Source organism: Bacillus sp. NTK071 (assembly GCF_017303315.1).
Lineage (GTDB): Bacteria > Bacillota > Bacilli > Bacillales > Guptibacillaceae > Guptibacillus.
Genome location: NZ_JAFKOI010000068.1, coordinates 1 through 270 on the forward strand (window position 1 = coordinate 1; position 270 = coordinate 270).

1 protein-coding gene is annotated in these 270 nt (G+C 63.0%); it reads right to left on the reverse strand.

All coding sequences use genetic code 11. The features are described from left to right. Positions 1-270: toprim domain-containing protein (locus tag JI666_RS22085; RefSeq protein WP_286171015.1), on the reverse strand; the 270-nt coding region annotated here is incomplete at both ends.

Here is a 270-nt window from a genome sequence, read left to right on the forward strand (position 1 = left end):
GCGCCTCGGTCAGGTGCCAGCTGATCGCCTCGCCCTCGCGGTCAGGGTCGGTGGCGAGGATCAGGTCGTTGTCGGTCTTCAGCGCCTCGGCGATGGCGCGGACATGTTTCTTGCTGTCCGAGGCCACCTCCCATTTCATGTCGAAATCGTGTTCGGGATCGACCGAGCCATCCTTGGGCGGCAGGTCGCGGACATGGCCGAACGAAGCCAGGACGGTGTAATCCGAGCCCAGATACTTGTTGATCGTTTTGGCCTTGGCCGGGGACTCGA